Genomic DNA, 25,726 nt, shown 5'->3' with positions numbered 1-25,726 from the left:
TTATGCCCGTGCGGTCTGAAGGAGCTGCGTACGCGCACGCTCGGTTTCAACGACTTGCTCTCGCGGAATATCGAAGCTGCGATGGTAGTTGAACGTGTGGCCGATCGCAGTTCCGATAAGCCCCACGAACCCGACGATCGCCAGCCACCAGATCTGCCAGATCAAAGCGAAGGCCACGAGCGCACTGATACCGGCGAGGATGATGCCTGCACTCGTGTTGCTCGGCATGTGGATCGCCTTGAAGCCGTCGGCCGGACGCTCGTAACCGCGCTTCTTCATATCCCACCACGCATCGTTGTCGTGGATCACCGGAGTGAAGGCGAAGTTGTAGACAGGCGGCGGCGACGACGTCGACCACTCGAGCGTACGCCCGTTCCACGGATCGCCCGTCCAATCGCGCAGCTTCTCGCGGTTCTTGATGCTGACCGCGATCTGGATCAGGAAGCAGGCGATGCCGACGGCGATCATGACCGCGCCGAGCGCCGCGATGATGAACCAGATCTGCAGCGACGGATCGTCGAACACGCGCAGGCGGCGGGTGACGCCCATCAAGCCGAGGACGTAGAGCGGCATGAAGGCGAACCAGAAGCCGATGACCCAGAACCAGAATGACATCTTGCCCCAGAACGGATCGAGCTTGAAGCCGAACGCCTTCGGGAACCAGTAGGTGATACCGGCGAACATGCCGAACACCACGCCGCCGATGATCACGTTATGGAAGTGCGCGATCAGGAAGAGGCTGTTGTGGAGCACGAAGTCTGCAGGCGGAACGGCGAGAAGCACGCCGGTCATGCCGCCGACGACGAACGTCAGCATGAACGCGACCGTCCACATCATCGGCACTTCGAAGCGGATCCGGCCCCGGTACATCGTGAACAGCCAGTTGAACATCTTCGCGCCCGTCGGGATCGAGATAATCATCGTCGTGATGCCGAAGAACGAGTTGACGCTGGCGCCGGAGCCCATCGTGAAGAAGTGATGCAGCCAGACGAGATACGACAGGATAGTGATGACGACCGTCGCATAGACCATCGACGTATAGCCGAAGAGCCGCTTGCCGCAGAACGTCGAGACCACTTCCGAGAAAATGCCGAATGCCGGAAGGATGAGGATGTAAACCTCGGGATGGCCCCAGATCCAGATGAGGTTCACGTACATCATGGCGTTGCCGCCGAAGTCGCTCGTGAAGAAGTTCGTTCCGGCGTAGCGGTCGAGCGACAGCAGCGCGAGGACGCCCGTCAGCACGGGGAACGCGGCGACGATGAGAACGTTGGTGCAGAGCGCCGTCCACGTGAAGACCGGCATCTTCATCAGGGTCATGCCTGGGGCGCGCATCTTTACGATGGTCGCGATCAGGTTCACGCCGGATAGCAGCGTCCCGACGCCCGCCACCTGTAGCGACCATATGTAATAATCGACACCGACATCCGGACTATAGGCGATGTTCGAGAGTGGCGGATACGCAAGCCAGCCTGTGCGCGCGAACTCGCCGATGAACAGCGAAGCCATCACCAGGGCAGCGCCGGCCGTGGTCATCCAGAAGCTGAAGTTGTTGAGGAACGGGAAGGCGACGTCGCGCGCGCCGATCTGCAGAGGCACGACGTAGTTCATCAAACCCGTCACGAGCGGCATCGCCACGAAGAAGATCATGATCACGCCGTGAGCGGTGAAGATCTGATCGTAATGGTGGGCGTTCAGGTAGCCTTCCGAGCCGTTGAAGGCCATCACCTGCTGCGCGCGCATCATGATGGCATCGGCGAAGCCGCGAAGCAGCATCACAAGGCCGAGCACGATGTACATGATGCCGATGCGCTTGTGATCGATGCTCGTGAACCACTCTTTCCAGAGATAGCCCCAGAGCTTGAAGTAGGTGAGCGCGCCGACCATGGCGACGCCGCCGATGGCGACAGCGATGAATGTCGCGACGAGGATCGGCTCATGAAGCGGCAACGCTTCTAGCGACAGCCGTCCGAAGATGGCCTTCATGAGTTCTGGGTTATCAAACATAGTTGTATTCGTTCCCGGTCAGGAGTTTGACGGTCGCGGTGCGAAGGATTGGAACGTCGCGGCCGGACGCGGCAGACCCGCACCCAGAAGGGGCGTAGAGCTCACCGGCGTCACTTGCACGTCCGCCATATCGGCGCCCATCGGAGCATCTGTGGTGCAGACGCTCGCCACGTAGGCCTTCGCCAGGATCGGCGCGGAACCCCGTCGAGCGGATTTATCGTATTCAATGCTCTGAACCAGATTGACGCCCGCGAGACCGAGGCCGCCCTTGGCGTCTATGGCCGCCATTTCGTGCATGCACATTTTGCCGGGCTGGACGCAGAGATTGACGACCCGGTGGAAGAGTTGCGGATCGACGCTTGCATACTTCCTGACGGCCACCCCTTCGCTCGGCTTTTCGAGTTCGAGGTATTCGGTGCGTCCGAGATTGCCGCCGTTCGCCTTGATGTCCGAAACCCACTTCGCGAAATCGGCGTCATCTCTGGCAAGGAAATCGAAGCGCATCTTCGAGAAACCGTCGCCGCTGTAGTTCGCCGAAAAGCCTTTGAAGTCGCCGGGCTTGTTGATGACGGCATGAAGCTGCGTCTGCATTCCCGGCATCGCGTAGATCATGCCGGCAAGCGCCGGTACGTAGAAGGCGTTCATCACCGACGACGCCGAGATGCGGAAATGGATGGGCTGGTCGACAGGGGCCGCCATCTGGTTGACGGTTGCGATGCCGTAATCCGGATAGATGAAGAGCCACTTCCAATCGAGCGCGACGACCTCAACCTTGAGAGGCTTCACCTCGCGCGTCACGGCTTGGCCGGGGGCTGTGCGCCCCAACGGGCGGAACGGATCGAGCAAGTGCGTCGCCATCCACGTGATGGCGCCAAGGCAGATGATGATGAGCAGCGGAGCCGCCCAGATCACGAGCTCGAGATGGGTGGAGTGATCCCAGTCGGGATCGTAAGGCGCCGACTTGTTCGACTGGCGATACCGCCAAGCGAAAAACACCGTCAACGCCATCACCGGAATGATGATGAACAACATCAGCACGGTGGAGATGATCACAAGATCGCGCTGTTGGATGGCGACGTCGCCGGCGGGGTTCAATACGATTGCGTTGCAGCCGCCCAGCAAAGCGAGGAGCGGTAGAAGGGCAATATTCCGAAATAGCTTCAAGGCGGTCCGCGTCCCATCGACAGAGCTTCCTCAGCCTCTCCGCTAAACTTGCAGAGCTTTGAGTGACATTGGACAATTTGCCCAACGCCAGTTGGCCGCAGGATTAAATGCTGCTCAAAATCGCCGAGGATGGGAAATTTTTGCCCAGCCGAACGATGCTTTCGTCACCTGGAACTCTCGGTTCAAAACCGCGACGATCACGTTCGCGTACTTGGTTCTTACACTGCGTAGTTTTTGTGCTTGAAGCAAGTAACACGGACTGAGGTCAGGCAGCCCTGTCAGGCTCTGACATCCGATGTGCAGCAAGGCCGCGAAACTACTTTTCGTTCTTCGCGCCCGTCCGGCCGGTAGCTTGCTTCAACTCGAGTTCGCGAGCACGCTCCTGAAACTCGGGATGCTTCGCAAGCGACGCACGAAGCGTCTTCCATCCAGCAGCCAGTTGCTCGGCGAGGACGACGTCTTCGTCGCTGACAGCCGACGGACGATATTGCGCGGCATGTTTCAGAGCGTTGGCCTGGCGCTCCGTCTCGGCGATGTGCTTGACGGACTCGGCCAGCTTATTGTCGATTTCAGACATGGGAGGATACTCCTCAGTCGATTCAACCGCCGAAGAAGCCGCGGGTTGCATTCGCGTTGCAGCGCGCAACAATGTCTGAAGGGTACGTCATTGGAGGCGGGGGCCGCCCACCCACGCAGGCACGGGAATGCTCCCGATCGGTTGCGCGCCGCAGGAAGCTGCCCGGAAGCCTGCCCGAAAGCCTGAATGTGACAACGGCGTCCGACCTACCGTGAAGGTCGAACGCCGCTGAATAGAACGGGAAAAACCGGGAACGGTGTGAGGGCGAAAGTCCGCTTATGCCGCCCGCGTCGACAACCGGCGCAGCTCGCTGACGAGCGTGTCGGCCCTGCGCTTCGCAGAGTCGTCCTTCGCCGCAGCCAGTTCCGCTTCCGCCGTCTTGAGCTCTTCAGCCATCGTGGCGGCCGAAATGTCGTCAAGGTCGTAAGCCGTCTCGGCGAGAACCGTCAGCCGCGACGGATCGACTTCCACGAAGCCCGACTTGACGAACAGACGCTTGTGCACGCTGCCCGCCGTTACGTCGAGCACGCCCGGACGCAGCGTCGAGATCACCGGCGCGTGGCCGGCGAGAACTGCGAAATCGCCGTCGTCACCCGGCACGACAACCTGATCGGCATCGACCGAAAGCAACACCCGCTCGGGCGAGACGAGTTCAAACCTGAATGTGCCTGCCATTTTAGTTCGTCACCCTTCGAACGCTTCGCTCAACCCTGAGGCGGTTCATCTTCGCCGTCGCCCTCGGCGCCGGCCTTAGCCCTGACTTCTTCCGGCGTTTGCAGCTTGGTGCCGCAAAACGGACAGAAGAACAACGGATGGTCGACGAGACCCGGCTCGTCTTCCTCGAGGTCCACCAACCCGACGGTCATGTAGATGACCCCGTCGTCGCCGACGGTGATCAGTGGCTCGAAATCGCCGCCTTCGAGAGCTTCTTTCAGCTCCTCGCAGCAGCTTCCGAACGTCTTTCCGGCTTCCGCCATGAACATATCTCTCCTGGCGGCGCGTTCGCGCGGACTTGGCCCGCGCGAAACCGCTCGACCTGTGTTATGCCGCTTCCGCGAGCTTCTCTGCCTTGGCGATCGCTTCGTCGATCGAGCCGACCATGTAGAACGCAGGCTCCGGAAGGTGATCGTATTCGCCGTTGCAGAGGCCCTTGAAGGCCTTGATCGTATCCTCGAGCGAAACGAGCTTGCCGGGCGAACCGGTGAACACTTCGGCCACGTGGAACGGCTGCGACATGAAACGCTCGATCTTACGAGCGCGTGCGACGGTCAGCTTGTCCTCTTCCGACAGCTCGTCCATGCCGAGAATTGCGATGATGTCCTGCAGCGACTTGTACTTCTGCAGGATGGCCTGAACCCGGCGAGCGACCTGATAGTGCTCTTCGCCGACGATGCGCGGGTCGAGCATGCGCGAGGTCGAGTCGAGCGGATCGACTGCAGGGTAGATGCCCTTTTCTGCGATCGAACGCGAAAGAACCGTCGTCGCGTCAAGATGCGCGAACGATGCGGCAGGCGCGGGGTCGGTCAAGTCGTCGGCCGGAACGTAGATGGCCTGAACCGAGGTGATCGAACCCTTGTGCGTCGTGGTGATGCGTTCCTGCAGCGCGCCCATGTCCGTCGCGAGCGTCGGCTGATAGCCCACGGCCGAAGGAATACGGCCGAGAAGCGCTGACACTTCCGAGCCCGCCTGCGTAAAGCGGAAGATGTTGTCGACGAAGAACAGAACGTCCTGACCCTGGTCGCGGAAATGCTCGGCAACCGTCAGACCCGAAAGCGCGACGCGAGCGCGAGCGCCCGGCGGCTCGTTCATCTGACCGTACACGAGGGCGCACTTCGAACCGGCAGCCGAACCCTTGTTCTTCTTCGGGTCGATGTTCACCTTCGACTCGATCATTTCGTAATAGAGGTCGTTACCCTCGCGCGTACGCTCGCCGACGCCGGCGAACACCGAGTAGCCGCCGTGGGCCTTGGCGACGTTGTTGATCAATTCCATGATCAAAACCGTCTTGCCGACGCCGGCGCCGCCGAACAGGCCGATCTTGCCGCCCTTGGCATAAGGCGCGAGAAGATCGACGACCTTGATGCCCGTGACGAGAATCTGAGCTTCCGTCGCCTGATCTTCGAAGGTCGGCGAAGGCTGATGGATGGCGCGAAGGGCGCTCGTCTTGATCGGGCCCGCTTCGTCGACCGGCTCACCGATGACGTTCATGATGCGGCCGAGCGTTTCGTCGCCAACCGGCACCGAGATCGGCGATCCCGTGTCCGAGACTTCCTGGCCGCGAACGAGGCCTTCCGTCGAGTCCATGGCAATGGTGCGAACCGTGTTCTCGCCCAAGTGCTGCGCGACTTCGAGAACGAGGCGGTTGCCGTGGTTCGTCGTCTCGAGTGCGTTCAAAATTTCCGGCAGCTGACCGTCGAAATGCACGTCAACGACGGCACCCGTCACCTGGCGAATCTTCCCTACGTTTTTAGCCATTTTTCTTCTCCAACGGATTTGATCAGGCGACGGACAGCGTCACCGGGATGTTGTTGCGCGTCGCCTTGGAATAGGGACAGATCTGATGGGCGTCTTCGATCAGTGCCTGCAGCTTGTCCTTGTCGGCGCCGGGAATCGATAGCGTGAGATGCGCCTTGAGAGCGAAGCTCGTCGCATCCTTGTCGAGTGTCACCTCGCACGTGACCTTCGCTGCTTGACCGTCGAGCCCGTGCTTCTTGGCGAGCAGCAGGACTGCCTGGCCGAAGCACGCTGACCAGCCAAGAGCAAAAAGCTGCTCCGGGTTATGGCCCTCGCCCGACCCGCCGAGATCCTTCGGCAGCGCCATCGCCAGAGCCAGCTTGCCATCTTCGACAACCGCGCGACCGTCTCGGCCACCCTTCGTCGTTGCACGCGTCACATAAGCCATCGCTCAGCCTCCGGATCAGACTGCTTCTGCGCCAGAAATGATCTCGATCAGTTCCTTCGTGATATTCGCCTGACGCTGGCGGTTGTACTTGATCGTAAGCTTGTTGATCATGTCGCCGGCGTTACGGGTCGCATTGTCCATGGCCGTCATCTGCGAACCATAGAACGATGCCGAATTCTCAAGAAGCCCGCGGAAGATCTGCGTTGAGATGTTCCGCGAAAGCAGGAAGCCCAGAACCTCTTCCTCGCTCGGCTCGTATTCATGAACCGCCGCTGCGCCGCCCTTGGTTGCTGCTGCTGCGCCCGGCGCCTCTGAGACCGTTGCCGGGATAAGCTGCAAAGCCGTCGGCTTCTGCGCGATGACCGATTTGAATTCCGAGAAGTAGAGCGTCGCGACGTCGAATTCGCCCGCCTCGAACATCTCGAGGACGCGTTTTCCGAGTCCCTCGGCGTGCGAGAACGTCAATTGCCGAACGCCCTGGAAGTCTTTGCGTTCGACGATGTTCCGGCCGAGATCGCGACGCAGGTTGTCCGCGCCCTTGCGGCCGACCGTCAGAATCTTGACCGTCTTGCCGTTCGCGATGAGGCGATTGGCGTCGGCACGCGCAAGCTTCGCAATGTTCGAGTTGAAGCCACCGCAAAGACCGCGTTCGGCCGTCATGACGATGAGAAGGTGAACCTGGTCCTTGCCCGTACCCACGAGCAGGGGCGAAGCACCCGTCTTGTCGGCAACCTTCGACGCGAGGCTGCCGAGAACCTCGGCCATCCGCTCTGCGTAAGGACGGGCGGCAGTCGCTGCTTCTTGCGCGCGGCGCAGCTTCGCCGCGGCGACCATCTGCATCGCCTTCGTGATCTTCCGCGTCGCCTTCACCGAGGCGATGCGGTTGCGCATATCTTTTAAGCTCGCCATCGGGCGTTCTCCTCAAGGAACCCGATTAAGCTGCAAAACCCTTGGCAAACTTGTCGAGGAACTCGACGAGTTTCTTCTCGGTGTCAGCCGACAGCGCCTTCTCTTTGGCAACCGTGTCGAGGATCGTCTTCTCAGACCGAAGTCCGGCGAGAACGCCCTGCTCGAACTTGCCGACAGCCGAAACCGGAATGTTGTCCAGGTAACCGCGCGTACCGGCGAAGATAACCGCAACCTGTTCTTCCATCTTGAGCGGCGAGAACTGCGGCTGCTTCAGAAGCTCGGTCAGACGAGCACCACGTGCGAGCAAACGCTGCGTCGCGGCATCGAGATCCGAACCGAACTGTGCGAAGGCCGCCATTTCGCGGTACTGCGCGAGCTCGCCTTTGATCTTGCCGGCAACCTGCTTCATCGCCTTCGTCTGTGCCGACGAGCCGACGCGTGACACCGAAAGACCGACGTTCACGGCCGGACGGATGCCCTGATAGAAGAGATCGGACTCGAGGAAGATCTGGCCGTCGGTGATCGAGATGACGTTCGTCGGAATGTAGGCCGACACGTCGTTCGCCTGCGTTTCGATAACCGGAAGAGCCGTCAGCGAGCCGTTGCCGGCTGCATCGCCGAGCTTAGCGGCGCGTTCCAGAAGACGAGAGTGGAGATAGAAAACGTCGCCCGGATAAGCTTCGCGGCCCGGCGGACGGCGAAGAAGAAGCGACATCTGACGATAGGCGACAGCCTGCTTCGAAAGATCGTCATAGGCGATAACGGCGTGCATGCCGTTGTCACGGAAGTATTCGCCCATCGTGCAGCCCGTGAACGGAGCCAGATACTGCATGGGTGCCGGATCCGACGCGGTCGCAGCGACCACGATCGAGTATTCCAGTGCGCCGCGCTCTTCGAGCGTCTTGACGAACTGCGCAACGGTCGACCGCTTCTGTCCGACGGCGACGTAGACGCAATAGAGCTTCGCGCTTTCGTCCTTGCCGGCGTTCAAGGGCTTCTGGTTGAGGAAGGTATCGAGAATGACGGCGGTCTTGCCGGTCTGGCGGTCGCCGATGACGAGCTCGCGCTGGCCGCGGCCGATCGGGATGAGCGAGTCGATCGCCTTGAGGCCCGTCGCCATCGGCTCGTGCACCGACTTGCGCGGCAGGATGCCCGGCGCCTTGACGTCGACGCGCATCTTCTTGTCCGACTTGATCGGACCCTTGCCGTCGATCGGGTTGCCGAGACCGTCGACGACGCGGCCGAGAAGGCCCTTGCCGACAGGAACTTCGACGATGGCGCCAGTCCGCTTTACGGTGTCGCCTTCCTTGATCGTACGGTCGTCGCCGAAAATAACGACGCCGACGTTATCGGCTTCGAGGTTCAGCGCCATGCCGCGGATGCCGCCGGGGAACTCGACCATTTCGCCGGCCTGAACGTTGTCGAGGCCATAGACGCGCGCGATGCCGTCGCCGACCGACAGCACGGTGCCGATCTCCGAGACCTCGGCGTCCTTGCCGAAGTTTTTGATCTGATCCTTGAGGATCGACGAAATTTCTGCGGCCCGGATTTCCATTGAAACCTCTTCCCTGGTCGTTTCCATTACGGAGCCTGGTGCGGCCCCTTGTTCAAATTTCTTAAGCCCCGACCGGCGCGACGCGCCGCCCAGCGCTAGTCGGCCGTCTCGCTTACGCGCCGGCTCCGTTCAACGCCACCTTCAGGTTCTGAAGCTTGGTCTTGAGCGATGAATCGATCATGCGGCTGCCGACCTTGACGATGAGACCGCCAAGGATGCTCGGATCGACGCGCGTCTGAAGCGTCACGTCCTTACCGACCGAAGCCTTGAGCGTCTCCTTCAAGGAGGCGATCTGCGAATCATTGAGAGCGAACGCGCTCGTCACCTCAGCGCCGATTTCGCCGCGAGCTTTCGCTGCGAGCGCGCGATAGGCCTTGATGATGTCCTGAATGACGAACAGACGGCGATTGGCCGTCACGAGCTTCAAGAAGTTTGCTGTGAGGCCGCCGATGCCGGCCCTCTCCAGAATTGCACTCACCGCCCGGCTCTGATCGTCCGCCGCGATGACGGGGCTGCGAACGAGGCGCACGAGATCAGCGCTTTCGTCCAGAAGCCCTTGAAATTTTACGAGATCGCTCTCGATTTCAGCGGTCTTGGAACTTTCATTCGCAAGATCGAACAAAGCCGACGCGTAGCGCCCGGCCACCCCTTCAACGATCGTATCGTTCGTTGCCACGTCGCTCTCACCGTCGCGCCTAAGGCGCATAGAGGGCTGGGCATGAAAAAGCCCGGAATTCCGCCCGCTCCAAGGAAAGGCCTTTGACAAAAGAAGAGCGTACGTAGCCGGTACATTGCCAGCCGCCCCCTTTCAAAGCCGGGGTGTCCTTAACATGCACTCCCAAACGCTTCAACCATGCGCCAAGAGGGCGCGTTGCCGCATAACAAGGCTTGGGCAAGCCAAAAATCCGGCGTTTGGCTGCAACGGCTCGTGGAAGCCCGGCCCGCGAACTCGGCGAATGCTGAACAGAGGCCGTGTATCTCGTTCAAACTGCGTTCAGGCTGGGCGGATTATGAATAGGAGTGTGCCGCGCGCCTAAGCGGCCCGCGCCTGCATGTTTGCGTCATACGTCAGACGTCCCAAAGACTTTAGGGCCCGCTACGGCGGGCCCTTTTTTATAGCGCGTCGCGCATGATGATTGGGAAGCGCCACGGCACGACAAAAACCAAATCGAAACCAACATCGTGGGCCTGATACTGGGGATTGCGCGCAAGCCATAGATCGGCCGCCCGCCGCACCCGCCGGCGCATCGTCAGCGTAATCGCATCCTCTGCATCCGCCACGCTCGGACGCCGCTTGACCTCGATGAACGCCACCCGGTTTTTCCGGATCGCAATAAGGTCGATCTCGCCAACGGGCGTTTTGAACCGCCGCCCGAGAATGCGGTGTCCCGTCGCCAGATAGACGGCCGCAACGATCGTTTCCGCCCTGAGCCCGCTGTGGTGCCGCCTGCGCCGCTCCCACCTTTGCCGGAATTCGTCGTTGACGTTCGAATTCATCACCGGCCCCCCTTCGCCTTGATGCCGAGCCCGTAGACCCGCGCCTTGGGGACTCCGAATTCATCCGCCAGCGCCCGGGCGGCGTCTTTCAAACTCATGACCGCGAGCGCATCGGCGAGGCGAGCGCCGAGCGTCTCGTCGCTGACCGCCTGGGCCTGCTGAGGACCGACGACAATGACGACCTCGCCCTTGAGATCCTCGGTTGCAGCGTCCGCGAGCTCCGCCAAGCTTCCGCGCCCGATCTCTTCGTGCATCTTCGTCAATTCCCGAGCAACCACCGCTTGGCGGTCGCCGAGCAACCCCGCCATATCCGCGAGTGTTTCCGCGACCCGGTGAGGCGCTTCATAGAAAACGAGGCTCCCGGGTATCGGCGAAAGCTCCGATAATCGGGTCCGCCGCGCCGCCTGCTTCGCCGGTAGAAAACCCGCAAAAAAGAAAGCATCCGTCGGCAAGCCGCTCGCGGTCAAAGCCGCCAACAGAGCCGAGGGGCCGGGAACCGGAACAACGGCGACACCCGCCGCCGCAGCCGCGCGAACGAGCTTGAATCCGGGATCGGAAAGAAGCGGCGTTCCGGCATCCGAAATGACGGCAATTCGCTTGCCGGATTCGAGATCCGCGATCGCCCGATCTATTTCGCGGTCTTCGTTATGGTCGTGAAAGGGCCGCGTGCGCGCCGTGATCGAATAATGCTGGAGCAGCTTCGCGGAATGCCGCGTGTCCTCGCAGTAAATAACATCCGCACGCGCAAGAACGCCGAGCGCCCTGAGTGTGATGTCACCAAGATTGCCGATCGGCGTCGCAACCAGATAGAGCCCCGGCGCCAGCGGCTCGGACAAAAGGCGGGCAATCGCATCCTGGGCACGGGCAGCCGGACGCGAACCGGGAACGGCCTCTAACTCAGACTGCAAAGATCGTTGATCGTCAGACACCAATGTCGTCCTACATCCCGGCGACCCGGATAACCATCAATACCAATTGAGGCGAGCCGTCAAAAGACCTCACATGGGAATGCAAAGGATCTTCAGCCTCACGCTTAAGCGCCAAAGGCTTAACGGAATACCGGAAATGAGAACGAGAATAATTGCGGCGGACGCGACGCGCTAGGCGGCGATCGCGCTGCCCATTGCCGGCCGCGACGGAGGCGCAATTCCGAGCACATGGACCGTCGCTCGGCGGCGCCGGCCGCCAACATCCATGACGGCCGAAAGCTCATCGACCAAAGACGTCAAAGCATACTGGGCAAGATCGAGCTGCAGAGTTGCTGAAGCATGGCAACGCGTTGCCTCTTCGGCCCGGGACGCAGCCCCGGTGATAATGCCGCTGATGTGGCCCCACTGCTCCGAGATCGTCAGCCGCCGGGGTTCGATCTGCCGTGACCCAACCTGCCGCGGCGTCTCCCTCGCCGGCGAACGCGCGAGGTGCGAGCAAACGAAATTGAAAATCGGCGCCGCCGCCATGGAAATAGCGGCCCAATAACTGGCAACCCTGATTTTCGGTGTATCTGCCATAGATAACAGAATCCGGATAACTGATTAGAGAATAATTAAAGCTGGGATGATTTGGGGAAAGTTACAAGTATTAGTCTCGGTAAATATGTATTTATTTTTACGATTGGGAGAATAAATATCGAAATGCATGTCCAATTGTGCGGCCGCGAATTGCGACGGGCGAAATACGAATCAATCTTAACTTCGCCCGCTATCGAACCCGCTTTTCCGGATGCCTCTCAATTGACGGCCGCAAAGCGTCGATGGACCAGCCGCACGCTGAATCAGCTGAACACACTGAATCAGCTGAATATGACGCGACGAATATCGTCCGCCGACGCGCCTTCTTCGCGAAGCATTCGCAAGCCCATATCCTGATTTGACTTTGAGAGCTTGCGCCCGTCCGACCACTTGATGAGCCGATGATGCGAATAGACGGGCTGCGGCAAATCCAAGAGCTCCTGTAGAAGCCGCTGCAGATCGGTTGCAGCTAACAGGTCTTGTCCGCGCGTCACGTGCGTCACGCCCTGCCGCGCATCATCGACGACGACGGAAAGATGGTAGCTTGCCGGTACGTCTTTGCGAACGATAACCGCGTCGCCCCAACGCTCCGGGTCGGCAGTCATTGTTTGCTGCGTGCCGTCCTCCGCGACCTCGACGAACGTCAGCGGCGCGTCTCCGCGTTTCTCCTTCAATGCTTTGAGCGCTCCGTCCATGTTGAGACGCAACGCGGGCGCCTCCCCCGCCGCCATCCGTGCTCCGACGGTCTCCGCTGACGCTCCGCGCCAGAGCCCGGGATAACGCGGCGCTCCGTCGGGATCGGTCTTTTCCTGATCTGCCGCGGCTGCGATTTCGCTGCGCGTCGCAAAGCAGGGATAGAGAAGCCCCATTTGAATCAGCCGGTCCGCAGCCGCGAGATATTCGGAAAAATGCTCCGACTGCACGAGGACGGGCTCTTCCCAAGTAAGGCCCAGCCAATTCAGATCTTCGAAGATCGCGGTCACGAACTCCGGACGCCGCCGCTCGATATCGATGTCCTCGATCCGGAGCAGGAAGCGGCCGCCGTTCTTGCGCGCGACGTCGTGGGCGATAATCGCGGAGAGCGCATGGCCAACGTGCAAGAGCCCGTTGGGTGAGGGCGCAAAACGAGTGACGGAAGACATCAGTCGCAAGAGCCGGTTCGGCCCGCTCCCGGCGTATATGTCCGCGCAACCGCCTCGACGACGCGGTCGTATGTTTTTCGTTCACTGGTCGGATAAAGCATGGCCCAACTATTTATGAGTTTGCCGCCGCACGTAAAGCTGACGCGTTGATAAAACGTTTCGCCGTTGCGATCGCCCGATAACACGAACCAGCGCGCCTTCACCGGCGCGTAGTCGATCTTCGCCGTCGCATATTGGTCGGAAATCAGGAATTGGCGATAGTCCTCCAAAGACTGACGATCTGCATTTTCGAATGCCCCGACAAGTAACTTCGCCTTGCCGTCCTTCGATAGGTAGACACCGCCCTCATCGGTCTTTGGTTGATCGCTCTTCTGCGTGAAAATATTGTCGGGGTAGGCAATGGCAAAACCGTGACGCTCATTTATGACGGTCACCCAGCTGCTCTGCCAGGATCGCGCGTCGGCTTGCGAAACGCCGCTTACGTATAAAATTGCGGCAAATAGGATTAGAGCTATCCTTGCCATTTTTACTCTCTCCCACAGGCGAGACGCTCATTAAAACGCAACTCTGGAGCAAAGGTTTGGCCGCGCAACGATATCCGACCGTGACGACCGAGCGCCAGCTGAAAGCTGCTGCAGCGAAACTCGCGCAGCAATGCAAAGTCATGTCGCTCATATTCAAGCGCACGGGAACGCCGCCGATGCGAGACTTTCCGGCCGGTTTTGCAGGTCTCGCAAAAATCGTCGTCGGCCAACAGCTTTCGGCACAAAGCGCCGCCGCGATCTGGTCTCGCGTAGAGGCGGCATTGTCGCCCTTCACGCCGGAAGTAATGTTTGCGCAAAGCGACGACGATCTAAAAATTCTCGGCCTTTCGAACGCCAAGATACGGACGCTTAAAGCGCTTTCGCGCGCCGTCCTCGAAGACGGTCTCGATTTCCAAACGCTGAATACTGCGGGCGAGCACATCATCGTCGAACGGCTCACGTCCATTCACGGCATTGGTCCGTGGACCGCCGACATCTATCTGCTCTTCGCATTGGCACGGCGCGATGCCTTCGCGCCTGGCGACCTCGCTCTTCAGCTCGCGGTTCAACACCACTTCAAGCTTAGAGAGCGCCCGACGCCCGATGAACTCGAGGAAATCGCTGAGCGCTGGCGCCCCGCACGCGCCGTTGCCGCGCGCCTCCTGTGGGCCGATTACGCGTTTGCCCGCCGCGCTCTTCTGGGGAAACCCGCAAAGCCGATTGTCACAAAAACGTACAAGATATTGAAATAAAGCTCGAAATTAGCCGCCGCGACACATCCGACCGAATGCTTCACAGAATTGATATGCGCGGCTAGTATCCCTCGCGTTCAAGTGGGGCCAAAAACGCGATTCGGCGGATCTAAACCGCGAGGTTTGCGCGACGTGAATGCTCACGTGACATTACCGGACAATTGTCCGGCTCTTGTACTGAACGCCGACTTCCGGCCGCTCAGCTACTATCCCCTGTCGCTCTGGAGTTGGCAGGATACGGTAAAAGCTGTCTTCCTCGACCGCGTGAACATCGTCTCCGAATATGAGAGATACGTCCGAAGCCCCTCGTTCGAACTGAAGCTTCCGAGTGTCGTGTCGCTGAAGACGTACGTGAAGCCCGCGCTGTATCCCGCTTTCACACGGTTCAATGTTTTCTTGCGCGACCGCTTCAGCTGCCAGTATTGCGGCGACAAGAGCGATCTGACGTTCGATCACTTGATCCCGCGCTCGCGCGGCGGACAAACGCGATGGGACAACGTCGTCACCGCGTGCGCACCATGTAATCTTAGGAAGGGTGGTTTGATGCCGAGGGCGGCGGGCATGTTCCCCGCTCACGAACCCTATCGGCCGACCGTCTTCGAACTGCATCGCAACGGTCGGCTATTCCCGCCAAACTATCTGCACGAAAGCTGGCTCGACTATCTCTACTGGGATACCGAACTCGAACCGTAGGCCCGGACAGTCGTTTGGCCGCCTACAAGCCCATACTAAGCGGCGTGCTTTATCGGATGCGCGCAAAGCTCTGCGGCGATCAGATCGACGACGCGTTCCCAATTGGCGCCAGTCTCAGAATGAAGCCCGAACGCGAGAAGCGCATCGGTCGGCGCGCCACCATCCCGGAAAATTCGTGCGCACTGCTCGCGGCTGACAGCCACGGCCTGATGCCACTGAATGGGACTGAGATAATCTGGAACAGACGGGGTCATCTGGGCGAACTCCGCAAAAAAAACGTTCTTCGAGGAACGATTCCCGAGGCTTGGCCGTTCCAAACGATGGCGGCAGACACACAGAGCGCCCTGACATCACTACGCGAGACCTTGTCACATGATGTCTCGATTGAGGGCTAACTCGATCACGCTCCGTGCGTCTGCCAGCTCGTTGGAAAGCCAGCTGCTCTCCGAAATCCTTTTGTCCAACGCCTTACAATTCGACACGCACGCGAACGCCACGGTCAGGCTACTGGGGCAATCGCAACTTCGCGACGGCGGCTGAAAGAGCGGCGCTCCGCATGACGGTCAGCGCAACATCTCCAATCGGACGCCAAGCCCAATCTTCTGTCTTCGCACTCACCCACGGATCGGCCTCCTGATAGGCATGACGACCATCGTCGGAAGTGCGGGCGAACCGCCGAGACATACGCATCGACGAAGTTGTCGAGGCGGCTCGCCTGAGATTTTTGAACGCACCGGACAGAACCTCTTTCGGGGTCTGGCCGCACTCGAACTCAACGCTACGCAACGAACGCTTACGAAACGCAACAACGCCACGCTTACTCAAATCCGGGGCGGGGACGGGCTCGGTTGAACGAGTGATATCTGTTCCGAGCAACCCACTCGAAAAACGCAACGCATACGCCACTGGGAAGGCTCCCTACGCTTGACTGATATCCACACAATCCAACTCGTCCGTGTCCCGCGAACGAAGCAAGAATAGCCGTCACATTCGGGCAACGGGAAGGCGCGATTCTGTCTCTGAGATGAAATTCAGACTTTGTTTGCTTGACAGTATCGATGAGGCAACGAAATCAACGTTTTTCCGCGCCACGACATTTGTGGACAAGAGTCAGAGATCGGTGGCGGTCGTCTCGTAGCTCTGCTCGCGAGCGGCCAAAGCGGCGGCGAAAGAGATCATCATCAGGAAAAACGACGCGACGGCATTCCACCCGGCGAAGGATATGCCGAGAAAGCGCAAAGATGCTTCATCGCACTTGATGACGTGGATGTTCTCAATCTCGCTTAAGAGATTGCCGGCCGACGTCGTCAAAGATTGTCCGCCGCCGCACGCCGCCGGACCCGGCCAGAATTTCCACTCGGCACCGGCGTGGTAGATGCCGAGGACGGTGTTCGCCAAAAACGCGAGCCCGACGATCAGAAAGAGCGCGGCGGCAAACCGGCGATGGCCGCCCGCCGTCAGCACCAGCGCAATGAACAGCACCGGGATGGCCGCATAGTAGGCGTAGCGCTCGATCAGGCAGAGCATGCACGGCACATAGCCGCCGATGTATTGAAATCCGAGCGCAGCCGCGATTGTCGCGATCGACAGGAAAAGCGCGAGCGCGCCAAGCTGGTAATCCGTCCCTCGCGCCATTCGCTCGCCAAACGCCATGATCGAGATCCGAGCTAGAAGATGTACCGTACCGCCACGAACCCACCGATGAGCAGCACGAGAAATGCCGTGGTCACGAGCGCAAGCCGGCCCTCGATAAAGGACCGGATAGGCTCACCGAAGAAATATAAGAGACTGGCGACGAGATAGAAGCGCATGGCTCGGGCGACGATGCTTGCGCCGACGAACGCTAGGATATCCATCTTGCCGACACCCGCCGCGATGGTCACGACCTTGTAAGGGATCGGCGTCATGCCTTTGACGATGACGGCGGTGACACCGTACTCCTGAACGAACGTCTGGAAGGCGTCGAGCGCGTGCTCGCGTCCGTAGAACTTCAGAATGGGTTCGCCGATAGCGTCGTAGAGATAGTAGCCGATCGCGTATCCGAGCAATCCGCCGATAACGGAGGCGACGGTTGCGATCGTCGCGTACCACCACGCCTTCCGCGGCTGGCTGAGCACCATCGGAATGAGCATGATGTCGGGAGGAATGGGAAAGAACGAACTTTCCGCGAACGAGACGCCGGCAAGCGCCCACGGCGCCCGGGCGCTGGCCGCCATCCGCATCGTCCAATCGTAAATTCCCCGAAGCATCTTCGCTGATTAACCGGCGCTTCGAAGGTTGTCTACGCGTTCCGGCGACTGAAAACTTTTTGAAAGCTTTGCGACAACCGCGTTAAGCACGAGACGGCCCTGGGGGGTCACGCGAATTCGGTCGGGACCGGGCGCACCCGTTTCAGGCCGCAATCCTGGGCCCGCGCAGGCGACGATCTCGTCCAGCTCGTTTCGCCGCCAGTTTCCCGAGTTGCCCGACTTTCCCGAAGTATCTGGCGCCCGGTCAACTGCAGACTGAAGCAGGCCGAGATCTTCGAGTTCTGTGATGACCGGCCGGGAAGGGCGGGCGCCGCCAAGCACCGCGAGCCGGCCGAGATCGATACCCTCGCTGAGACGTAGACCCATCAAGAGCATTTCATCCGCCTGCTCCTCGCGCGCAAGCGTCGTCATTTCGGTAAAGCCGTGACCCGCCTCCTCGACCCGGGCGGCCCAGGCTTCCGGATTGCGTTCGGCGACCGTCGCCGTGCGGGTATTGCCGATGAGAATGCGGCCGTGCGCGCCGGGGCCCACCCCCGCGTATTCGCCGTAGCGCCAGTAAAGAAGGTTGTGCCGGCTCTCCGAACCGGGCCGCGCGTAGTTTGAAACCTCGTATGCCGCGAGACCACGCTCGCCCGTCATCTCTTCCGTAATCTCATAGAGCGCACTCGCGTCGTGATCGTCCGGAATGATCAGCTTGCCCGCGGCATGAAGCGCAGCGTATGGCGTGTCAGGCTCGATCGTCAGTTGATAGAGCGACAGGTGATCGCCCGCGAGATCGAGAGCTTCGGCAAGCTCCGCGCGCCAAGCCTCGGCCGTCTGACCGGGACGCGCGTAAATGAGATCGAACGAGAAGCGCTCGAATGTTCCGCGCGCAATCTCGAGAGCAGCCTTGGCTTCCGCGACGCTATGAATACGCCCGAGCTTGCGCAGCTCCTGATCTCTGAGCGACTGCACGCCGATTGAAACGCGATTGACGCCCGCTTCCCGAAACCCGCGAAAACGACCGGCTTCGACGCTGCCCGGATTAGCCTCGAGCGTAATCTCAGCGTCCGGCGCAACGCCCCAGCGCTTCGCGATATGCTCGATGATCGACGCAACCGTATGCGCCTGCATCAGCGACGGCGTTCCGCCGCCGAAGAAGATGCTCGTGACGGTGCGCGGCCCTATGCGTTCGGCGACCCAATCGATCTCGCGCTTATACGCTGCGAGAAAGCGCGCCTCGTCCCAGCCGCCGAAACGCACGTGACTATTGAAATCGCAATAGGGGCACTTCTGGGCGCAGAACGGCCAGTGCACATAGACGCCGAATGTCTGATCCACATCAGTCATGACAGCTCGCGGCCAACATGGCCTTGGACAACTGCCGCCACGCAGGTTCCTCGCTTGCCGGCATCCTCCCGAGGGCGCGCGCCAAAGCATCGAGATAGGATTCAAGCGTCGCGTTCTTCCATTCCTGCTGATGCGTAGCAAGATCGTCCTTCAAGCGCTCGATAAACGCTGCCGCCTCGACGCGCGTCGAAAGACTGGCGGCGGCAGCCGAAAATGCAGCGATGTCCCGTGTGTCGGCTTCGGCGTTCCCCGCTCCCCGCGTTATTTCATCGAGCATCGCGGCCTTGAACGCCGTGAATGCGCGGGTCCGGTGCGAAATCGCATATTTCTCGTCCGGCTTCATCTCGCCGAAAGTCCGCGTGTCGCCATTCGGGACGAACATCGGATCGTAGCCGAAGCCGTTCCCGCCGCGCGGCGGCCAAACAAGATTTCCGAAGACCTTGCCCTCGAATGTTTTGACGTCGCCGTTCGGCCAAGCCAGACAAAGGACGGAGATGAAGTTGGCACGCGGACCGCTGCCGTTCCAGCCGTCGCGACGCGTGATCTCGTCGGCGACCTTCTGCATGGCAACGCCGAAGTCCTTGCCGGGTCCCGCCCAGCGCGCCGAATAGATGCCCGGAGCACCGTCGAGGCAATCAACCTCGAGACCAGAATCATCCGCGAGCGCCGGCAATCCCGATCCCTGTGCCGCCGCGACTGCCTTGAGCCGCGCATTGCCTTCGAACGTCGTCTCGGTCTCGTCGGGCTCCGCGAGACCAAGCTCTCCCGCCGATACGGCATCGAGCCCATAGGGATGAATGAGCTGGTTGATTTCCCACACCTTGCCCGGATTGTGGCTCGCAACGACGAGGCGCGTACCTTTCGAAAGCCGCATCACGCGATACCCCAGATACGCGGCTCGGCGATCTCGAGGCAGTTGCCCGCCGGATCACGGAAGTAAATCGACCTTCCCCCGCGCGGCCATTCAAAGTCCGCCTCGATAGGCACGCCGAGGCTTTCAAGTTTCGTCAGCCACTGCTCGATGTCTCCGCCCGACGCGCCAAAGCAAACGTGGCCTTCCCCTTCCGCGCCATGCGGCGGCACGGGAAGCGACGCACCGGCCGTTGGGAATTGCGTCACGTCAGGATTGAAAATCAGCAGCATCTGGTCTCCGCAGCGATAAAATATATGGCGCCCTGGTTCCGCCGCGAACGGCTCCAATCCAAGTGCGCGTCGATAGAAATCCTCGATCCGCGTAAGATCGGGAGCGTAAAGAACCGTTTCAAGAATTCTCAGTGGCGCGGGGGATGAGTTCAGATCGACGCCCATAGGAACAATCCAACGCTGAGCGCGCCAAGCGCGCTTCGAACACCGTGCAGCGTCCCCCACCTCTCGACGAGCGCGCGTGTCGTTTCGTCTGCGCTCTCGAGGGCCGTCGCTTCAAGCTTCTTATTAACGGGCATGATCACAAAAAGCGTAAACGGCCAATTGGCGACGAGCGCCAGCGCGCCGGCGAACCAGATCCACTGTCCCGTGACGATGGCTTCGAGCGTGCCGAGAACGAACCCAATCGAGGCGAGCGAGGCCTGCATCATCAGGCCTCGCGCATAGCTCGGCTTCCATTCGGCAAGCATCGCCTGGTTATCGAGTTCGAGCCGCGCCGGCTGTTCCGCCCAACTGACGTAGATGGCCGCGCCCGTAAAGAGCGCGGCGACGACAAGGGCAAAGTCCCCGAACATGGCTCTCACCTCCGCAAGGCGTTAAGCGACCGTCAGCTTCTGAAGTTGAACCAGCTCCCCGATACCCTTCTTCGCGAGTTGCATAAGGTCGGTAAAACGCTCCTCGCTGAAGGGCGTCGTCTCTGCCGTACCCTGAATTTCGACGATTCCGCCTGTCCCGGTCATGACGAAATTCGCGTCCGCGTCCGCGTTGCTGTCCTCGGCATAATCGAGGTCGAGCACCGGTTCGCCCTTGTAAAGTCCGCAGGAAACCGCCGCCACATGGTCGCGCAAGACGTTTTCCTTCACCATGTCGCGCATTTTCATCCATTGGATGCAATCATGAAGAGCAACCCAGGCGCCGGTGATCGAAGCCGTACGCGTGCCCCCGTCTGCCTGGATGACATCGCAGTCGACCGTGATCTGGCGTTCACCGAGCTTCGTCAGATCGACGACCGCCCTGAGCGCCCGGCCGACAAGCCGCTGAATTTCCTGCGTACGTCCCGACGGGTGACCGCTCGTAACTTCGCGGCGCGTGCGCTCATGCGTGGCGCGCGGCAGCATCGCGTATTCGGCGGTAACCCAGCCGCGGCCCTGACCCTTGAGCCACTGCGGCAGACGCTCTTCCAAGCTGGCGGTGCACAGGACATGCGTATCGCCGAACTTGATCAGGCAGGAGCCCTCGGCGTGTTTAGAAACGGCGCGTTCAATTGAAACGCGGCGCAGCTCGTCCGGCTTGCGTTTAGAAGGTCGCATGATTTCCCTGAAATGTTAACGTTGCGGCCGCGACCCTAATGAAGGCCCTGGGGTCCATCAACCGGAAACAAGGCTAACTTTACCTCATGACGCGCGCGGCATTTGACGCCGGGCCCCGCGGTTCATAGATTCAAAGCCATGAGATTAGAGGAACATATGGTGAGTGCGACGCTGCTCGACGGCAAAACCCAGCTCCAGAGGCTAGACGAGCGGTCCCGGACTATTCTTCGAAGGATTGTCGAAAGTTACCTCGCCACGGGCGAGCCGGTCGGCTCGCGCAACCTGTCTCGCGCCCTGCCGATGGCGCTGTCGCCGGCGTCTATCCGCAACGTCATGTCGGATCTGGAGCAGCTAGGCCTCATCATTTCGCCTCACACCTCCGCCGGCCGCCTGCCGACTCAGCTGGGGCTGAGACTCTTCGTCGATGGCTTGCTCGAAGTCGGCGACGTCTCGATGGAAGAGCGCCGCCAGATCGAGGCGCAGATCGCCTATCGGCGCGATAAGTCGGTCGATCAGCTTTTGAGCGAAGCCGGCGAACTGATCTCCGGCCTATCCCATTGTGCCGGCGTGGTGCTCGCCGAAAAGCAGGTAGCACGCCTGCGCCATATCGAGTTCGTACCGCTGGAACCGCGGCGCGGCTTGGTGATCCTGGTCGACGAGGATCAGAACGTCGAGAACCGCATCATCAATTTGCCCGAAGGCTTGCCGCCCTCCGCGCTCCAGGAAGCGTCGAATTATCTGAACACCCATCTTCGCGGCATGACACTGGCGGAAGCCAAGACCGAGATCGAAAAGTCGTTGAATGCGGCCAAAGCCGAACTCGACCAGCTGACTCAGAAGGTCATCAAGGCCGGGCTTGCCGAGTGGTCCGGCGTCTCCGACGACCGCAAAAGCCTCATCGTTCGCGGCCAAAGCAATCTCCTGAAAGACGTGACCGCGGCTGAAGATCTCGATCGCATCCGTCAGCTCTTCGATGCTTTCGAGTCGAAGCAAGATATTGTGGAGCTGCTGGGCGCTTCGGAAACCGCCGAAGGCGTGCGCATTTTTATCGGCTCGGAGAACAAGTTGTTCTCACTTTCGGGCTCATCATTGATCGTAGCGCCGTTCCGGGACCAGACGCGCCACGTGGTTGGCGTGCTGGGTGTCATAGGGCCGACGCGTCTCAACTACGCCCGGATCATCCCGATGGTGGATTATACGGCGAAGCTTGTAAGCCGCCTCATCGGTTGAGATTTTTGCCTGCCCCATGCATCCGCTGGGCGCGCGCATTTTGAACCGCCTTGATTTTTCCCGTTCCGCGGCCGATATCCCGGCACCCTTCGGAATTCACCATTGGCATTTCAGCGAAGAGAAAAATGAGCGACGAAAAGAAGCCGGTCGACGACACTGTTCAATCGCCCACCGAGGCGGCAGCGACCTCCCCGCCGGACGGCGTCGGCGTTGAGCAGCTCAAGGCCATGATCAGCGCCCTCCAGAGCGATCTCGACAAGAGGATCGATGACTTGGCCGGCAAGCAGGATCAATACCTTCGCGCGGTCGCCGAAACCGAAAACGTCCGGCGACGTCTCGAGCGCGAAAAGGAAGACACGGCGAAGTACGCGATCGCCAAGTTCGCGAAAGACATTTTGTCCGTGGGCGACAATTTCCAGCGCGCCATAGCCGCGGTGCCTATGGATGCGGTCGAATCCGACCCGGCGTTGAAAGCGCTGCTCGATGGCGTCGTTCTGGCGGAGCGCGACTATAAGTCGGCTCTTGAGCGGCATGGCGTCCGCGTCATCGATCCGGTAGGCCAGCCGTTCAACCCGCACCACCATCAAGCCGTGATGGAACAAGAAGATACCGGCGTCCCGGCCGGCACCGTGCTGCAGGTCTATCAGGTCGGTTATCTTCTGGATGACCGTTGCTTGCGCCCCGCCATGGTCGTTGTTTCCCGAGGCGGCCCGAAAGCCGGAAAGCCCGGCGATGCGCCACAGGAGGCTCCGCAGGATAAACCCCAGTCCGATGCTTGAGTCGCAGCTGACGGCTCACCCCCCTAAGGTTTGGCGACAGATGGTCTGGAGACAGACCTTAGGGATTTTAAAATACGAGCCTCCCATAAAGGGGGGCTCACATCGGCCCGGCGGCTATCCCGCCGCCGAAAGCCCTGAAAATAGATGCTTTTTACTAGACCCGTGCTGACCGCAGTCGTGTAATCGAAAAGGCTAGAAAGTGATCTGTAGCGGGTGGAAGAAGCGTTGCACCCCCAAAACAGGCCCCTATATAACCGTCGGTTACGCAATTGAAATCCTGGGGACCGGTGCTTCTAACCTCTCGTTAGGGAGCACGACGGATGCCAAACAGGGTCCACCCGGTCTGCCGCAACTAAGAAGGATTGACTAGAATGGCTAAAGTAATCGGTATCGACCTCGGCACGACCAACTCGTGCGTCTCCGTCATGGAAGGCGGAAAGCCGAAGGTTCTTGAGAACTCCGAAGGCGCGAATACGACGCCTTCTATTGTTGCATTTACCGCCGATGACGAACGCCTCGTCGGTCTGCCGGCCAAGCGCCAGGCCGTGACGAACCCGACGAACACCTTTTTTGCGATCAAGCGCCTGATCGGCCGTCGCTTCGACGACGCCGAGGTGCAGAAGGACGTAAAGCTCGTCCCCTTTCATATCATCAAGGGCCCGAACGGCGACGCCTGGGTTGAAAGCCACGGCAAGCAGTACTCGCCTCAGCAGATCTCCGCTTTCATCCTTCAGAAGATGAAAGAAACCGCCGAAGCCAAGCTCGGCGAGAAGGTTACGCAGGCGGTCATTACCGTTCCGGCTTACTTCAACGACGCCCAGCGCCAGGCGACGAAAGACGCCGGCCGCATCGCGGGTCTTGAAGTTCTCCGCATCATCAACGAGCCGACGGCAGCCGCGCTCGCCTACGGCCTCGACAAGAAGAAGGAAGCCAAGACGATCGCGGTCTACGACCTCGGCGGCGGCACCTTCGACGTCTCCATTCTCGAAATCGGCGACGGCGTCTTCGAAGTGAAGTCGACGAACGGCGACACGCACCTTGGCGGCGAAGACTTCGACATGCTGCTCGTCTCCTACTTGGCCGACGAGTTCAAGAAAGAGCAGGGCATCGATCTCCGCTCCGACAAGCTCGCCCTTCAGCGCCTGAAGGAAGCTGCTGAAAAGGCCAAGATCGAGCTGTCGAGCGCTCCGCAGACCGAAATCAACCTGCCCTTCATCACGGCCGATGCGTCGGGTCCGAAGCATCTCACGATGAAGCTGACGCGCGCCAAGCTCGAAAGCCTCGTCGGTGGCCTCATCGACCGCACGAAAGCGCCTTGCGAAAAGGCATTGAAGGACGCTGGCCTGAAGGCTGCCGAGATCGATGAAGTCGTTCTCGTCGGCGGCATGACGCGCATGCCGAAGGTCCAGGAAGTCGTAAAGCAGCTCTTCGGCAAGGAACCCCATAAGGGCGTCAACCCGGATGAAGTCGTGGCCATCGGCGCGGCGATTCAGGGCGGCGTTCTGCAGGGCGAGGTCAAGGACGTTCTGTTGCTCGACGTGACGCCGCTGTCGCTCGGCATCGAAACGTTGGGCGGCGTCTTCACGCGTCTGATCGATCGCAACACGACGATCCCGACCAAGAAGAGCCAGACCTTCTCGACCGCAGAAGACAGTCAGGGCGCCGTGACCATTCGCGTGTTCCAGGGTGAACGCGAGATGGCGGCCGACAACAAGCTGCTCGGCCAGTTCGATCTCGTCGGCATCCCGCCGGCGCCGCGCGGCGTTCCGCAGATCGAAGTAACCTTCGATATCGACGCCAACGGCATCGTTCATGTCTCGGCGAAGGACAAGGCAACCGGCAAGGAGCAGTCGATCCGCATCCAGGCGTCGGGCGGTCTTTCCGATGCCGACATCGACAAGATGGTCAAGGACGCCGAGGCTCATGCTGCCGAAGACAAGCAGCGTCGTGAGCTCGTCGAAGTGCGCAACCAGACGGAAGCGCTCATCCACGGCACCGAGAAGTCTCTGACCGAAAACAGCTCGATCCCGGCAGTCGCCGCGATCAAGGGCGACGTCGAAGCCGCAATTGCTGCCGCCAAGACGGCGATTGCCGGTGAAGACGTCGAAGCCATCCGCTCCGCGTCGACGGCACTCACCCAGGTCGCGATGAAGATCGGCGAAGCCGTCTACACCGCCAAGGGCGGTGCGGAAGGCGTCGAGGGTGGCGAACCCTCTGCCGAGAAAAAGTCGGACAGCGGCGACGATGTCGTCGACGCCGACTTCGAAGAAGTCAAAGACGACAAGAAGAAATCGGCTTAAGAGTCGAACGCGAAATCGCCCTCGGACCCCCCGGCCCCTCCCGAATGGAGGGCCGGGCTGGCCTGAGGGCGAAAAATTGAGATAAAGACGCTAGTAATCGTTGCGACCATTCGCCGACCAGCAACATTTCACCTAACAGGTCATAGAACAGCGCAT

Annotated in this window: 28 protein-coding genes; 5 read left to right on the top strand and 23 right to left on the bottom strand. The window is 60.3% G+C overall.

The window, feature by feature from the left end; genetic code table 11:
- The 15 genes from cyoB to BM399_RS16785 all read right to left on the bottom strand — a co-directional run bounded on the left by cyoB (window position 1) and on the right by BM399_RS16785 (window position 13,785).
- Window positions 1–2,007 carry a cytochrome o ubiquinol oxidase subunit I gene (gene cyoB, locus BM399_RS16855; protein ID WP_092868882.1) on the bottom strand — a complete coding sequence of 669 codons (2,007 nt, stop codon included), beginning with the start codon at window positions 2,005–2,007 and terminating at the stop codon, window positions 1–3.
- 18 nt (window positions 2,008–2,025) lie between these two features.
- Window positions 2,026–3,171 carry a ubiquinol oxidase subunit II gene (gene cyoA, locus BM399_RS16850; RefSeq protein WP_092868881.1) on the bottom strand — a complete coding sequence of 382 codons (1,146 nt, stop codon included), beginning with the start codon at window positions 3,169–3,171 and terminating at the stop codon, window positions 2,026–2,028.
- 316 nt (window positions 3,172–3,487) lie between these two features.
- Entirely contained in the window at window positions 3,488–3,748 is a 261-nt protein-coding gene (locus BM399_RS16845; RefSeq protein ID WP_092868880.1) for a hypothetical protein, read from the bottom strand.
- A 276-nt stretch (window positions 3,749–4,024) separates the two neighbouring features.
- Entirely contained in the window at window positions 4,025–4,423 is a 399-nt protein-coding gene (locus BM399_RS16840; protein ID WP_092868879.1) for a F0F1 ATP synthase subunit epsilon, read from the bottom strand.
- A 29-nt stretch (window positions 4,424–4,452) separates the two neighbouring features.
- A complete protein-coding gene (locus tag BM399_RS16835) occupies window positions 4,453–4,725 on the bottom strand; it encodes a hypothetical protein (RefSeq protein WP_092869174.1) in 273 nt (90 codons plus the stop codon).
- A 64-nt stretch (window positions 4,726–4,789) separates the two neighbouring features.
- A complete protein-coding gene (gene atpD, locus BM399_RS16830; RefSeq protein WP_092868878.1) occupies window positions 4,790–6,223 on the bottom strand; it encodes a F0F1 ATP synthase subunit beta in 1,434 nt (477 codons plus the stop codon).
- A gap of 22 nt (window positions 6,224–6,245) precedes the next feature.
- On the bottom strand, window positions 6,246–6,650 hold the full coding sequence (locus BM399_RS16825) for an organic hydroperoxide resistance protein (protein ID WP_092868877.1): 405 nt from the start codon (window positions 6,648–6,650) through the stop codon (window positions 6,246–6,248).
- A gap of 15 nt (window positions 6,651–6,665) precedes the next feature.
- The gene (locus BM399_RS16820) at window positions 6,666–7,559 is read right to left on the bottom strand and encodes a F0F1 ATP synthase subunit gamma (RefSeq protein ID WP_092868876.1); all 894 of its coding nucleotides are present in this window, start codon (window positions 7,557–7,559) and stop codon (window positions 6,666–6,668) included.
- 25 nt (window positions 7,560–7,584) lie between these two features.
- The gene (atpA, locus tag BM399_RS16815; protein WP_092869173.1) at window positions 7,585–9,114 is read right to left on the bottom strand and encodes a F0F1 ATP synthase subunit alpha; all 1,530 of its coding nucleotides are present in this window, start codon (window positions 9,112–9,114) and stop codon (window positions 7,585–7,587) included.
- A gap of 112 nt (window positions 9,115–9,226) precedes the next feature.
- Window positions 9,227–9,790, bottom strand: a complete 564-nt coding sequence (locus tag BM399_RS16810) for a F0F1 ATP synthase subunit delta (protein ID WP_425284090.1) — start codon at window positions 9,788–9,790, stop codon at window positions 9,227–9,229.
- Between the two features lie 437 nt (window positions 9,791–10,227).
- Window positions 10,228–10,611 (bottom strand): YraN family protein, encoded by a 384-nt coding sequence (locus BM399_RS16805; RefSeq protein WP_092868874.1) that lies wholly within the window; start codon window positions 10,609–10,611, stop codon window positions 10,228–10,230.
- Entirely contained in the window at window positions 10,611–11,540 is a 930-nt protein-coding gene (gene rsmI, locus BM399_RS16800; RefSeq protein WP_092869172.1) for a 16S rRNA (cytidine(1402)-2'-O)-methyltransferase, read from the bottom strand. Before rsmI ends, BM399_RS16805 begins: the two co-directional genes overlap by 1 nt.
- Before the next feature lie 171 nt (window positions 11,541–11,711).
- Entirely contained in the window at window positions 11,712–12,119 is a 408-nt protein-coding gene (locus BM399_RS16795; RefSeq protein ID WP_244531318.1) for a hypothetical protein, read from the bottom strand.
- A gap of 281 nt (window positions 12,120–12,400) precedes the next feature.
- Window positions 12,401–13,261 carry a tRNA glutamyl-Q(34) synthetase GluQRS gene (gene gluQRS, locus BM399_RS16790; protein WP_092868873.1) on the bottom strand — a complete coding sequence of 287 codons (861 nt, stop codon included), beginning with the start codon at window positions 13,259–13,261 and terminating at the stop codon, window positions 12,401–12,403.
- Window positions 13,261–13,785, bottom strand: coding sequence for a hypothetical protein (locus BM399_RS16785; protein WP_143117848.1), 525 nt, complete (start codon window positions 13,783–13,785; stop codon window positions 13,261–13,263). Before BM399_RS16785 ends, gluQRS begins: the two co-directional genes overlap by 1 nt.
- Before the next feature lie 56 nt (window positions 13,786–13,841).
- Between BM399_RS16785 and BM399_RS16780 the strand changes: the two genes are divergently transcribed.
- Both BM399_RS16780 and BM399_RS16775 read left to right on the top strand, forming a co-directional pair.
- Window positions 13,842–14,537 (top strand): DNA-3-methyladenine glycosylase family protein, encoded by a 696-nt coding sequence (locus BM399_RS16780; RefSeq protein WP_143117847.1) that lies wholly within the window; start codon window positions 13,842–13,844, stop codon window positions 14,535–14,537.
- Window positions 14,538–14,669: 132 nt separating this feature from the next.
- Window positions 14,670–15,230 (top strand): HNH endonuclease, encoded by a 561-nt coding sequence (locus BM399_RS16775; protein ID WP_092869170.1) that lies wholly within the window; start codon window positions 14,670–14,672, stop codon window positions 15,228–15,230.
- Between the two features lie 35 nt (window positions 15,231–15,265).
- On the opposite strand, the gene BM399_RS16770 is transcribed toward BM399_RS16775, so the two are convergent.
- The 8 genes from BM399_RS16770 to rph all read right to left on the bottom strand — a co-directional run bounded on the left by BM399_RS16770 (window position 15,266) and on the right by rph (window position 21,261).
- Window positions 15,266–15,484, bottom strand: coding sequence for a hypothetical protein (locus BM399_RS16770; protein ID WP_092868870.1), 219 nt, complete (start codon window positions 15,482–15,484; stop codon window positions 15,266–15,268).
- 856 nt (window positions 15,485–16,340) lie between these two features.
- Window positions 16,341–16,865, bottom strand: coding sequence for a disulfide bond formation protein B (locus tag BM399_RS16760; RefSeq protein WP_244531317.1), 525 nt, complete (start codon window positions 16,863–16,865; stop codon window positions 16,341–16,343).
- A gap of 32 nt (window positions 16,866–16,897) precedes the next feature.
- The gene (locus tag BM399_RS16755) at window positions 16,898–17,479 is read right to left on the bottom strand and encodes a YqaA family protein (protein WP_092868867.1); all 582 of its coding nucleotides are present in this window, start codon (window positions 17,477–17,479) and stop codon (window positions 16,898–16,900) included.
- 9 nt (window positions 17,480–17,488) lie between these two features.
- The gene (hemW, locus tag BM399_RS16750; protein ID WP_092868866.1) at window positions 17,489–18,808 is read right to left on the bottom strand and encodes a radical SAM family heme chaperone HemW; all 1,320 of its coding nucleotides are present in this window, start codon (window positions 18,806–18,808) and stop codon (window positions 17,489–17,491) included.
- A complete protein-coding gene (gene rdgB, locus BM399_RS16745; RefSeq protein WP_244531316.1) occupies window positions 18,801–19,682 on the bottom strand; it encodes an RdgB/HAM1 family non-canonical purine NTP pyrophosphatase in 882 nt (293 codons plus the stop codon). Before rdgB ends, hemW begins: the two co-directional genes overlap by 8 nt.
- Entirely contained in the window at window positions 19,682–20,116 is a 435-nt protein-coding gene (locus BM399_RS16740; RefSeq protein WP_092868864.1) for a VOC family protein, read from the bottom strand. Before BM399_RS16740 ends, rdgB begins: the two co-directional genes overlap by 1 nt.
- Window positions 20,101–20,526 (bottom strand): anthrone oxygenase family protein, encoded by a 426-nt coding sequence (locus BM399_RS16735; RefSeq protein ID WP_092868863.1) that lies wholly within the window; start codon window positions 20,524–20,526, stop codon window positions 20,101–20,103. The genes BM399_RS16740 and BM399_RS16735 overlap by 16 nt, the downstream gene beginning before the upstream one ends.
- 21 nt (window positions 20,527–20,547) lie before the next feature.
- A complete protein-coding gene (rph, locus tag BM399_RS16730) occupies window positions 20,548–21,261 on the bottom strand; it encodes a ribonuclease PH (RefSeq protein ID WP_092868862.1) in 714 nt (237 codons plus the stop codon).
- 138 nt (window positions 21,262–21,399) lie between these two features.
- On the opposite strand from rph, the gene hrcA reads away from it, so the two are divergent.
- The 3 genes from hrcA (at window position 21,400) to dnaK (ending at window position 25,570) form a co-directional block, all read left to right on the top strand.
- Window positions 21,400–22,491: a heat-inducible transcriptional repressor HrcA gene (gene hrcA, locus BM399_RS16725; protein ID WP_425284089.1), complete on the top strand. Its 1,092-nt coding sequence runs from the start codon at window positions 21,400–21,402 to the stop codon at window positions 22,489–22,491.
- Between the two features lie 125 nt (window positions 22,492–22,616).
- The gene (gene grpE, locus BM399_RS16720; RefSeq protein ID WP_092868860.1) at window positions 22,617–23,270 is read left to right on the top strand and encodes a nucleotide exchange factor GrpE; all 654 of its coding nucleotides are present in this window, start codon (window positions 22,617–22,619) and stop codon (window positions 23,268–23,270) included.
- 371 nt (window positions 23,271–23,641) lie between these two features.
- Entirely contained in the window at window positions 23,642–25,570 is a 1,929-nt protein-coding gene (gene dnaK, locus BM399_RS16715) for a molecular chaperone DnaK (RefSeq protein WP_092868859.1), read from the top strand.
- Window positions 25,571–25,726 lie beyond the last annotated feature (156 nt).

Source organism: Hyphomicrobium facile (assembly GCF_900116175.1).
Taxonomy (GTDB): domain Bacteria; phylum Pseudomonadota; class Alphaproteobacteria; order Rhizobiales; family Hyphomicrobiaceae; genus Hyphomicrobium_B; species Hyphomicrobium_B facile.
Note: the sequence above shows the minus strand (reverse complement) of the source record. Positions and strands in the feature narration are given on the sequence as shown.

What these genes read in the sequence shown, in the direction of transcription:
- rph (WP_092868862.1), bottom strand. Translation starts at nt 21,261, where the DNA reads ATGCGACCTTCTAAACGCAAGCCGGACGAGCTGCGCCGCGTTTCAATT.
- grpE (WP_092868860.1), top strand. Translation starts at nt 22,617, where the DNA reads ATGAGCGACGAAAAGAAGCCGGTCGACGACACTGTTCAATCGCCCACC.
- BM399_RS16735 (WP_092868863.1), bottom strand. Translation starts at nt 20,526, where the DNA reads ATGTTCGGGGACTTTGCCCTTGTCGTCGCCGCGCTCTTTACGGGCGCG.
- cyoB (WP_092868882.1), bottom strand. Translation starts at nt 2,007, where the DNA reads ATGTTTGATAACCCAGAACTCATGAAGGCCATCTTCGGACGGCTGTCG.
- BM399_RS16795 (WP_244531318.1), bottom strand. Translation starts at nt 12,119, where the DNA reads ATGGCAGATACACCGAAAATCAGGGTTGCCAGTTATTGGGCCGCTATT.
- BM399_RS16740 (WP_092868864.1), bottom strand. Translation starts at nt 20,116, where the DNA reads ATGGGCGTCGATCTGAACTCATCCCCCGCGCCACTGAGAATTCTTGAA.
- atpA (WP_092869173.1), bottom strand. Translation starts at nt 9,114, where the DNA reads ATGGAAATCCGGGCCGCAGAAATTTCGTCGATCCTCAAGGATCAGATC.
- BM399_RS16805 (WP_092868874.1), bottom strand. Translation starts at nt 10,611, where the DNA reads ATGAATTCGAACGTCAACGACGAATTCCGGCAAAGGTGGGAGCGGCGC.
- BM399_RS16845 (WP_092868880.1), bottom strand. Translation starts at nt 3,748, where the DNA reads ATGTCTGAAATCGACAATAAGCTGGCCGAGTCCGTCAAGCACATCGCC.
- BM399_RS16825 (WP_092868877.1), bottom strand. Translation starts at nt 6,650, where the DNA reads ATGGCTTATGTGACGCGTGCAACGACGAAGGGTGGCCGAGACGGTCGC.
- dnaK (WP_092868859.1), top strand. Translation starts at nt 23,642, where the DNA reads ATGGCTAAAGTAATCGGTATCGACCTCGGCACGACCAACTCGTGCGTC.
- gluQRS (WP_092868873.1), bottom strand. Translation starts at nt 13,261, where the DNA reads ATGTCTTCCGTCACTCGTTTTGCGCCCTCACCCAACGGGCTCTTGCAC.
- hrcA (WP_425284089.1), top strand. Translation starts at nt 21,400, where the DNA reads ATGAGATTAGAGGAACATATGGTGAGTGCGACGCTGCTCGACGGCAAA.
- BM399_RS16755 (WP_092868867.1), bottom strand. Translation starts at nt 17,479, where the DNA reads ATGCTTCGGGGAATTTACGATTGGACGATGCGGATGGCGGCCAGCGCC.
- BM399_RS16835 (WP_092869174.1), bottom strand. Translation starts at nt 4,725, where the DNA reads ATGGCGGAAGCCGGAAAGACGTTCGGAAGCTGCTGCGAGGAGCTGAAA.
- atpD (WP_092868878.1), bottom strand. Translation starts at nt 6,223, where the DNA reads ATGGCTAAAAACGTAGGGAAGATTCGCCAGGTGACGGGTGCCGTCGTT.
- BM399_RS16770 (WP_092868870.1), bottom strand. Translation starts at nt 15,484, where the DNA reads ATGACCCCGTCTGTTCCAGATTATCTCAGTCCCATTCAGTGGCATCAG.
- BM399_RS16785 (WP_143117848.1), bottom strand. Translation starts at nt 13,785, where the DNA reads ATGGCAAGGATAGCTCTAATCCTATTTGCCGCAATTTTATACGTAAGC.
- BM399_RS16760 (WP_244531317.1), bottom strand. Translation starts at nt 16,865, where the DNA reads ATGGCGCGAGGGACGGATTACCAGCTTGGCGCGCTCGCGCTTTTCCTG.
- hemW (WP_092868866.1), bottom strand. Translation starts at nt 18,808, where the DNA reads ATGACTGATGTGGATCAGACATTCGGCGTCTATGTGCACTGGCCGTTC.
- BM399_RS16840 (WP_092868879.1), bottom strand. Translation starts at nt 4,423, where the DNA reads ATGGCAGGCACATTCAGGTTTGAACTCGTCTCGCCCGAGCGGGTGTTG.
- BM399_RS16820 (WP_092868876.1), bottom strand. Translation starts at nt 7,559, where the DNA reads ATGGCGAGCTTAAAAGATATGCGCAACCGCATCGCCTCGGTGAAGGCG.
- rdgB (WP_244531316.1), bottom strand. Translation starts at nt 19,682, where the DNA reads ATGCGGCTTTCGAAAGGTACGCGCCTCGTCGTTGCGAGCCACAATCCG.